The sequence below is a fragment of the Inquilinus sp. genome, assembly GCF_057815775.1.
The window spans coordinates 1-7,877 of the sequence record NZ_JBYRFX010000149.1 but is presented as its reverse complement, the minus strand read 5'-3'; the positions used below and the strand labels follow the sequence as shown (position 1 = coordinate 7,877).

Annotated in this window: 10 protein-coding genes; 5 read left to right on the top strand and 5 right to left on the bottom strand. The window is 70.6% G+C overall.

What is annotated here, in order from left to right; translation table 11 throughout:
- Positions 1-32 precede the first annotated feature (32 nt).
- Entirely contained in the window at positions 33-482 is a 450-nt protein-coding gene (locus AC3XYG_RS05440; protein WP_489138797.1) for an SRPBCC family protein, read from the top strand.
- On the opposite strand, the gene AC3XYG_RS05435 is transcribed toward AC3XYG_RS05440, so the two are convergent.
- Entirely contained in the window at positions 479-868 is a 390-nt protein-coding gene (locus AC3XYG_RS05435) for a DUF983 domain-containing protein (protein WP_489138796.1), read from the bottom strand. The two genes, AC3XYG_RS05440 and AC3XYG_RS05435, sit on opposite strands and share 4 nt — an antisense overlap.
- 125 nt (positions 869-993) lie before the next feature.
- On the opposite strand from AC3XYG_RS05435, the gene AC3XYG_RS05430 reads away from it, so the two are divergent.
- On the top strand, positions 994-2,337 hold the full coding sequence (locus tag AC3XYG_RS05430) for an aminotransferase-like domain-containing protein (protein ID WP_489138795.1): 1,344 nt from the start codon (positions 994-996) through the stop codon (positions 2,335-2,337).
- Here the strand turns inward: AC3XYG_RS05430 and AC3XYG_RS05425 are convergent.
- Positions 2,334-3,278, bottom strand: coding sequence for a LysR family transcriptional regulator (locus AC3XYG_RS05425; protein WP_489138794.1), 945 nt, complete (start codon positions 3,276-3,278; stop codon positions 2,334-2,336). The genes AC3XYG_RS05430 and AC3XYG_RS05425 overlap by 4 nt on opposite strands.
- A gap of 99 nt (positions 3,279-3,377) precedes the next feature.
- Here AC3XYG_RS05425 and AC3XYG_RS05420 point away from each other — a divergent pair, with 99 nt between their 5' ends.
- On the top strand, positions 3,378-4,127 hold the full coding sequence (locus AC3XYG_RS05420; RefSeq protein WP_489138793.1) for an SDR family oxidoreductase: 750 nt from the start codon (positions 3,378-3,380) through the stop codon (positions 4,125-4,127).
- 14 nt (positions 4,128-4,141) lie between these two features.
- On the opposite strand, the gene AC3XYG_RS05415 is transcribed toward AC3XYG_RS05420, so the two are convergent.
- From AC3XYG_RS05415 to AC3XYG_RS05405, 3 genes are read right to left on the bottom strand one after another with little or no spacing between them, the layout of a single operon-like run.
- Entirely contained in the window at positions 4,142-4,972 is an 831-nt protein-coding gene (locus AC3XYG_RS05415) for a metallophosphoesterase family protein (RefSeq protein WP_489138792.1), read from the bottom strand.
- Complete coding sequence (locus AC3XYG_RS05410; RefSeq protein WP_489138791.1) at positions 4,969-5,898, bottom strand: diacylglycerol/lipid kinase family protein; 930 nt, start codon at positions 5,896-5,898, stop codon at positions 4,969-4,971. The genes AC3XYG_RS05415 and AC3XYG_RS05410 overlap by 4 nt, the downstream gene beginning before the upstream one ends.
- Positions 5,899-5,902: 4 nt before the next feature.
- A complete protein-coding gene (locus AC3XYG_RS05405) occupies positions 5,903-6,298 on the bottom strand; it encodes a hypothetical protein (RefSeq protein ID WP_489138790.1) in 396 nt (131 codons plus the stop codon).
- A 347-nt stretch (positions 6,299-6,645) separates the two neighbouring features.
- On the opposite strand from AC3XYG_RS05405, the gene AC3XYG_RS05400 reads away from it, so the two are divergent.
- Positions 6,646-7,098, top strand: a complete 453-nt coding sequence (locus AC3XYG_RS05400; protein ID WP_489138789.1) for a (2Fe-2S)-binding protein — start codon at positions 6,646-6,648, stop codon at positions 7,096-7,098.
- A 14-nt stretch (positions 7,099-7,112) separates the two neighbouring features.
- A partial coding sequence (locus tag AC3XYG_RS05395) for a molybdopterin cofactor-binding domain-containing protein (protein WP_489138788.1) occupies positions 7,113-7,877 on the top strand: 765 nt, incomplete at its 3' end.

Here is a 7,877-nt window from a genome sequence, read left to right as displayed (position 1 = left end):
CGGCCGCAGGGCCCGCAACCAGGAGGACCGCCATGGCTGATCCGCTCGTCGTCCACCGCGAGACCCGCGTCGCCGCGCCGCCCGCGGCGGTCTTCGCCCTGTTGACCGATCCGCAGCAGATCCTGCGCTGGATGGGCACCGAGGCGCAGACCGAGCCGCATCCCGGCGGGCTCTATCTGGTCAACGTCACCGGCGCCCGCTTCGCCCGCGGCAGCTTCCGCGAGGTGGTGCCGGTGCACCGCCTGTCCTACAGCTTCGGCTGGGACGGCAGCACGGTGGTGCCGCCGGGGTCGAGCCTGGTCGAGATCGACCTGATCGAGCAGCCGCCCGACGGCACGCTGCTGCGCATGACCCACAGCGGCCTGCCCGATGAAGGCCAATGCGCCGGCCATGCCGAAGGCTGGGCGCATTACATCGACCGGCTGGCCGAACTCGCCGCCGGCCGCGACCCGGGCCCGGACCCCTGGCTCGGCCGGGACTAATCCTCGCTCTTGCGCACCCCCCGGGCCTCGCCGGCCTTGTTGATGTATTGCGCGGCGACCAGCCAGCCCTTCAGCGGCCGCAGCAGCCCCAGGCAGCCGAAGATCAGCATCGGCGCGGTGGTGACCAGATGCACCCAGAAGGGCGGCGAAAAGCGCAGCTCCAGCCAGGCCGCGAAGGCGACGATCGGGAAGCTGACGATCGACATGGCGAAGAAAGCCGGGCCGTCCGCCGGGTCGGCGAAGGAATAGTCCAGGCCGCAGACATCGCAGCTGGGCGCCAGCGTCAGGAACCCGGCGAACAGATGTCCCTTGCCGCAGCGCGGGCAGCGGGCCCGCAGTCCGACCGCAAACGGCTTCAGGGGAGGATAGGCTGCGGGTTGGGCCATGATGTCACCTGCCGGTGGGCCGGTCGGATCATCGACGCGGTCAATTGTATGGTTCCTCCTATCTAGTCTTGCCATACGATTTAGTCAAGCGTATGGTTTTGCGATGAACCGTCGCGGGTTGGCCCATGTCGAAATATCGCTCCATCGTCGCCGATCTGGCCGACCGGATTCGCAGAGGGTCCCTGGCTATCGGGTCCAGGCTGCCGGCGCAGCGACAGCTGGCCGGCGAACTGGGCGTCGACCTGACCACGGTGACGCGCGCATACACTGAGCTAAAGCGTATGGGTCTGGTCGAAGGGCGCAGCGGCAGCGGCAGCTTCGTCCGCGCCCAGCCCGCCGCGGTCCCGGTGGCCACCGCCGCGGCCATCAGCTTCGACCTCGGCATGAACGTGCCGCCGCAGCCGCCGGGGCTCGGCGACCAGATCGCCCAGGGCCTCGCGGCGCTGCTGGCGGCGCCGGGTGCCAACGCCGTCCTGGGCTACCAGCCCAGCGGCGGCATCGCGCCGGACCGTGCCGCCGCTGCCGGCTGGCTGGCGCGGCGGCTGGGGCCGGTGACGGAGGACCGGGTGGTGCTGGCCGCGGGGGCGCAGAGCGCGCTGTTCGCCCTGCTCGACCTGGTGCTGCGCCGCGGCGAAACCCTGGCCTGCGCCGGGCTGACCTATCCGGGCGTCCGGGCCATCGCCACCCATCTCGGCCTGCGCCTGGCCGGGCTGGCGCATGACGGCGACGGCATCGACCCGCAGGCCTTCGAGGATCTGTGCCGCACGGCGCCGCCCCGGGCGCTGTATGTGGTGCCGACCATCGCCAGCCCGACCGCGGCGACGATGCCCCTGGCGCGCCGGCATGCCATCGTGGCCATTGCCCGCCGCCATGGCGTCATCCTCATCGAGGACGATGCCTATGGCGCGCTGCCCGAGACGCCGCCGACAGCCTTTGCTGCCCTGGCACCCGAGCTGGCCTGGCATGTCGCGTCGCTGTCGAAATGCGCGACGCCGGCACTGCGCATCGCCTATGTCGCCGCCCCCGACTCGCGCCGGGCGCTGCAGCTGACCGCCGGGCTGCGGGCGACCAGCCTGATGGCGTCGCCCTTGCTGGCGGCGCTGGCGACGCGCTGGATCGGCGACGGCACGCTCGACGGGTTGACGGCGGCGATCCGGGCGGAGAACCGGGCCCGCCAGCGCCTCGCCGCCGACCTGCTGCCGGACGCCGCGATCACGGCGCAGCCGGACGGCAACCATCTCTGGCTTACCTTGCCCACCGGCTGGACCGCTGCCGCCTTTGCCGCGGCCGCCTGGGAATCCGGGCTGCTGGTGGTGCCGGCCGACGTCTTCGACGTCACCGGGGCGCCGCCGGAAGCGGTGCGGCTGTCGCTCGGCGGCGTGCCCGACCGCGCCGACCTTGAACGGGCGCTATCGCGCCTCGCCGACCTGCTGAACTGGCCGGGGGCACCGGTCGCGGCAATCGTCTAGGGCGCGGACCCTTCGGGCAAGGGGGAATAGGCGTCGGGTGTGAGCGCCCGGCGCATGCGCGTCGTCGCAAACTCGGCGAACACACGCAGCTTCGGCAGGGACTGGCTTCGGCTCGGGTAGTAGAGATACAGGCCGGGTACCTCTCTCCCGAACTGCTGCAGGACGACCTCGAGTGTGCCCTGCTCGATATATTTCGAGACGAGTGAGCGCACCGTGTACAGCAGCCCGACGCCCCGCAGGGCTGCGCGGATGCAGGATTCCGCGTCGTTCAGAACGAGGGGGCCGTCGATGCCGACGCGCAACGTCCGGCCATCGGCCGAGAAGTCCCAGCTCCGCACGATGCGGCCGTTCCGGCGGATCAGGATCGCCGGCAGGGTCTTGATATCCTCCGGCGTCTTCGGCCGACCGTGTCTGGCGAAGAGGCCGGGCGCGCCGACGACGACATAGCGTTCGGATGGCGTCAGCCAAGTGGAGATCATGTCGACCTCGACGACATGGCCGAGGCGTATGCCGGCGTCGAAGCCCCGGTCCACGATGTCGATCAGGTCGTCCTCGCCGGCCAGTTCCAGCTGCACGTTCGGATACGCCTCGCAGAAGCCGGGCAGCAGGCGGTTGATAAGAAGCGGCAGGCTCGCCCGCGGCGCATTGATCCGCAGATGTCCGCTGGCCTGCCCGCCGATGTCGCGCGCCGCGTCCAGGCCGGCTCGCAGCATCTCCACCGCCGGCCTGGCATGGGCCAGCAGCCGTTCCCCCGCCTCCGTCAGCCCGACGCTGCGCGTCGTGCGCGAGAACAGCGGGGCGCCGACGCGCAACTCCAGGGCCCGCACGCTCTGGCTGATCGCCGAGGGCGTCACACCCAGCTGGCGGGCCGCCGCCCGAAATCCCTTGTGATCCGCGACCGCCAGGAATGTGACCAGGCCGTCCAGCGCCGATCTGTCCATTGTGTAATCCAGCTGTACAGGCCGATCTCATAATCACGAATTGTCAGACAGTAAGAGGCGCCCGATCTTCCGGCAACCAGACATCGTGGAGATGCGGACGTGCCCAAACTTGACGGAAAAGTCGCCCTGATCACCGGCGGCAACAGCGGCATCGGCCTCGCCACCGCCCGGCTCTTCGCAGCCGAAGGTGCCCAGGTCGTGATTACCGGTCGACGCAAGGACGTCCTGGATCAGGCCGTTTCCGACCTCGGGTCGGGGGTGGTGGGCATTGCCGGAGACGTGGCGAACCTGGATGACCTCGACCGCCTCTATGCCGAGATCGATCGGCGCTTCGGCCGCCTCGACATCGTGTTTGCCAATGCGGGTATCCTCACCCTCAATCCGATGGACCAGATCACGCCTGCCCAGTTCGACCGGGAGTTCGCGGTGAATGTCCGCGGCCTGTTCTTCACGGTGCAGAAGGCGCTGCCGCTGATGACGGAAGGCGGCTCGATCATCCTGACCTCGTCGATCGCGCATTTCACCGGCTTGCCGAACTTCTCGCTCTACGGCGGGGCCAAGGCCGCGGTGCGGGCCTTCGCCCGCGGCTGGACGAGCGAACTGGCGGGCAGGGGAATTCGTGTGAACGTGCTCAGCCCCGGTCCCACATCGACGCCCATGGCCGGCAAGATGGGTGTTCCGCTCGAACGCGTTCTCGCCGCAGCGCCGGAGCGCATCGCCCAGATCCCCCTCGGCCGCTTCGGCGAGCCGGAGGAAACCGCGAAGGCCGCGTTGTTCCTGGCAAGCGGCGACAGCTCCTTCGTCGCCGGCATCGATCTTATCGTCGACGGCGGAATGGGGCAGGTCTGAGGGTCGAAGCCGGGTCAGTCCGCCGCCGGCAACGCCAGCCAGCGGCCTTTCACCTTCTCGTAGCTGTGCGCCGGCATCGGCGTGAAGCGGGCGCCGTCCCAGCGCCGCGGCTCCAGGGTCAGGCGGTTGCCGTCGACCAGGATGCGGTTGTAGGCGTTGGGTTCGTCGCGCAGCCGGGTCGAGGTCGCGGTGGCGGCCTGCGCCACCAGGATCGGGCGGCGCACCCGGCCGTGATGCGCCGTGACCTCGCCGGTGAAGCCCTTGTGCAGGTGCCCGGTCAGGATCAGGTCGACCCCGGCGGCGGCGAAGAAGCGCAGCGCCGTCTCGGCCCGCGCGATCAGCCGCGCCGTCGGGTCGTCGGGCGGCGGCAGGAACGGGTGGTGCGCCACCACGATCTTCAGCGTGTCGCGCGGCAGCGCCCGCACCGTGTCCCGCACCTTCTCGATCTGGCCCAGGCTGATCGCGCCATGCGACCAGTTCCAATGCGCCACCAGGCGCCGCGCGGTGTTGACGCCGACCAGCGCGATGCCGTCCTCGACCAGCACCGGCGCCGTGTCCTGGGTGATGTAGCGGCGGTAGCGGGAAAACGGCTTGGTGAAGCGCGACAGCAGGTTCAGCCGCGGGATGTCATGGTTGCCCGGCACCACGAGATAGGGCGCGGTCAGCCGGTCCAGGAAATCGCGGGCGGCCGCGAATTCGCCGCTGCGGGCATCCTGCGTCAGGTCGCCGGACACCGCGATCACCGTCGGCTTTGTCGCCGCCAGTTCGGCCAGCAGCGCCTCGACCACCGCCGGCTCGGTGCGGCCGAAATGCAGGTCGGAGATGTGGGCGATGGTCTTGGTCATGCGGATGGCTCGGTTGCGGCCTGCGGCACCAGCACGACCAGCGCCCGCGGCAGGATGCGATAGCGCAGCGGCGTGGCCAAGAGATGGTTCTCACCGTCATTGGCAACCCAGAGGCGCTTGCGGCGCGCCACCACATTCACCCGGCGCGACGCCAGCGCCGCCGTCGCCCGATCCCGCTGCCAAGTGCCGGCGACGATGCGGACGGCCAGGCGCCAGAGGTCGAGCCGCCGGTCGATCCGTGCGGCATAGACGCCCAGCACCCCGCTCTCCAGCGTCTTGCGGCCGTGGATCGCGGCGAAGCCCTCGGCCACCGGGTTGTTCGACACGGCCAGGGTGCGGGTGACCAGCCGTACCGGCCGGCCATCGGCCTGCAGCACCACATGCAGCCGCGGCGCGCGGTCCAGGCCGCGGAAGAAGGCGCGCACCAGCCGCAGCCATTTCAACGGCCCGCGATCGTGCCGGGCGCGCTCGCGCTGCTGCACCATCCGCGGCGCGACCCCCAGCAGCGAGCTGTTCAGGAAGATCCGGTCGTTGACCAGGGCGACGTCGATCCGCAGCACCCGGCCGGACAGCAGGGCCGGCACCGCCAGCTCCGGCATCAGCGGGATGCCGAGGTCGCGGGCCAGCAGGTTGGCGGTGCCCAGCGGCACGACGCCCAACGGCCGGCCGGACCCGGCGCGGTGTTCGGGCAGCAGCCGCTCCGCCACGGCGATGATGGTGCCGTCGCCGCCACCGACCAGGATCACCTCGGCGTCGGAGGCGATGGCGGCGTCGATCGCCGGCAACAGGTCGGCGCCGGTTGCCACCACGACCTGACCCTCGGCGCCGGCCCTGGCCAGGATCCGCTCGTATTTCGCGACGATCGCGTCCGGCTGCTGGCCGATCAGGGCCCCGGCGGCACCGTTCAGCACCAGGGCGACCCGCATGGGGTCACCGCGCCGAGCCGGTCGCCGAGCCGCAGGAGCAGGACGAACTGGGGATGGCGCCGCCCAGGATCGGGCAGCTGCCGGTGAAGGTGACGCAGCGCTGGGCCATCCCGTTCGACGGCAGCGGCAGGGCCGGGTAGGACGGCACCTTGCGGCTCAGGCTTTCGGCCTGGCGCGGTTGCGCCACCGGCGGCAGGTCGCGCGGGATCGGGTTGGGTTGCGGCAGCGGCACCAGCTGCCGCAGGCTGGGCGGGCCGCTGCGGTTGGTGATCGCCGGCAGGCCGTTGCCGACGCAGGGCGCGCCGATGGCGTTCGGGTTGACGATGCACTGCGCCATGGCGGCCGGTGCGGCGGCCAGGACCAGCAGGGCGGCCAGGGCCAGGCGGATGATGGGGCTCATATGACTGAGATGCGCCGTGATCGGCCGGCTTCAATGGGCGGCCCGCTGGCTGCGGCATTGTCGGCCGCGGTGCCGGCCACCGCTGCGCTGCGTTGCTTGACAGGCGGGCGCCGGGCTCGCCACTCTGTTCCACATTCTAAGCTGAGAAACAGGCACTGACCGGCGGTCCCATCGGGATGGCGGGCGGATCGCCCGTACCCGATACCGAGATCCGGTTTCGCAGCCCGTCAGATCTTGCAGCCAGACTTCAAAGGCTATCGCCGATTGACCGGATTATCGAAAAGGTCCGGGGCGTGTAGCCAGGACTGACCACCCATGTTTCCCGCCCTAGCCACCGAGAGGCAGCCATGGCTTTCACCATCAAGATCAACGGAACCCCGCACGAGGTGGATGTCGACGGCGACACACCGCTGCTGTGGGTGCTGCGCGACGTGCTCGGCATGACCGGCACCAAGTTCGGCTGCGGCGCGGCACTGTGCGGCGCCTGCACCGTGCATGTCGACGGCGCGGCGACGCGGTCCTGCATCACCACGGTCGACAGTCTCGGCGACAGCGCCGTGACCACGATCGAGGCGATCGGCGAGACGCCGCAGGGCAAGGCGCTGCAGCAGGCCTGGCTCGACCTCGAAGTCGTGCAATGCGGCTACTGTCAATCCGGCCAGATCATGTCGGCGGCGGCGCTGCTGACCGACACGCCGAAGCCGACCGACGACGACATCGACAGCGCCATGTCCGGCAATGTCTGTCGATGCGGCACCTATCAGCGCATCCGCGCCGCGATCCATCGCGCCGCGGCCTGAGGGGGGAACCGATCATGCCTGATGGTTCGCACACGCCCCGGCTCGACCGCCGCGGCTTCCTCAAGGTCGGCGCTGCCTTCGGTGGCGGCCTGGCCCTCACCGTCGCCCTGGCGCCGTCGTTGCGCCCGGCCTGGGCCGCCGCCGAGGCGGCCGATTTCGCGCCGAACGCCTTCATCCGCATCGACCGGCAGGGGCTGGTCACGCTGGTGATGCCCTCGGCCGAGATGGGGCAGGGCATCTACACCGCCGAGGCCATGCTGCTGGCGGAGGAGCTGGAGGTCGGGCTCGACCAGGTCCGGCTCGAACATTCCCCGGCGAATGACGCGCTCTACGCCAACCCGCTGATCGGCATCCAGCTCACCGGCGGCTCGACCGCGATCCGCGGTTTCTGGACACCGCTGCGCCAGGCCGGCGCGGTGGCCCGCACCCTGCTGATCGCCGCCGCGGCGAAGCAGTGGGGCGTCGACCCGTCGACCCTGAAGGCCCAGCACGGCGCCGTCACCGACGGCAAACGCAGCCTCGGCTATGGCGAATTGGCCGATGCCGCGGCGGCGCTGCCGGTGCCGGACGCGAAGACGGTGGCGCTGAAGGACCCCAAGGACTTCACCCTGATCGGCACCCGGGCCAAGCGGCTGGACTCGCCCGACAAGGTGAATGGCCGCGCCGAATACGGCATCGACACCAAGCTGCCCGGCCTGAAGGTCGCGGCGATCGCGATCTCGCCGGTGTTGGGCGGCAAGCCGAAATCAGTGGACGAGGCCGCCGCCATGGCGGTCAAG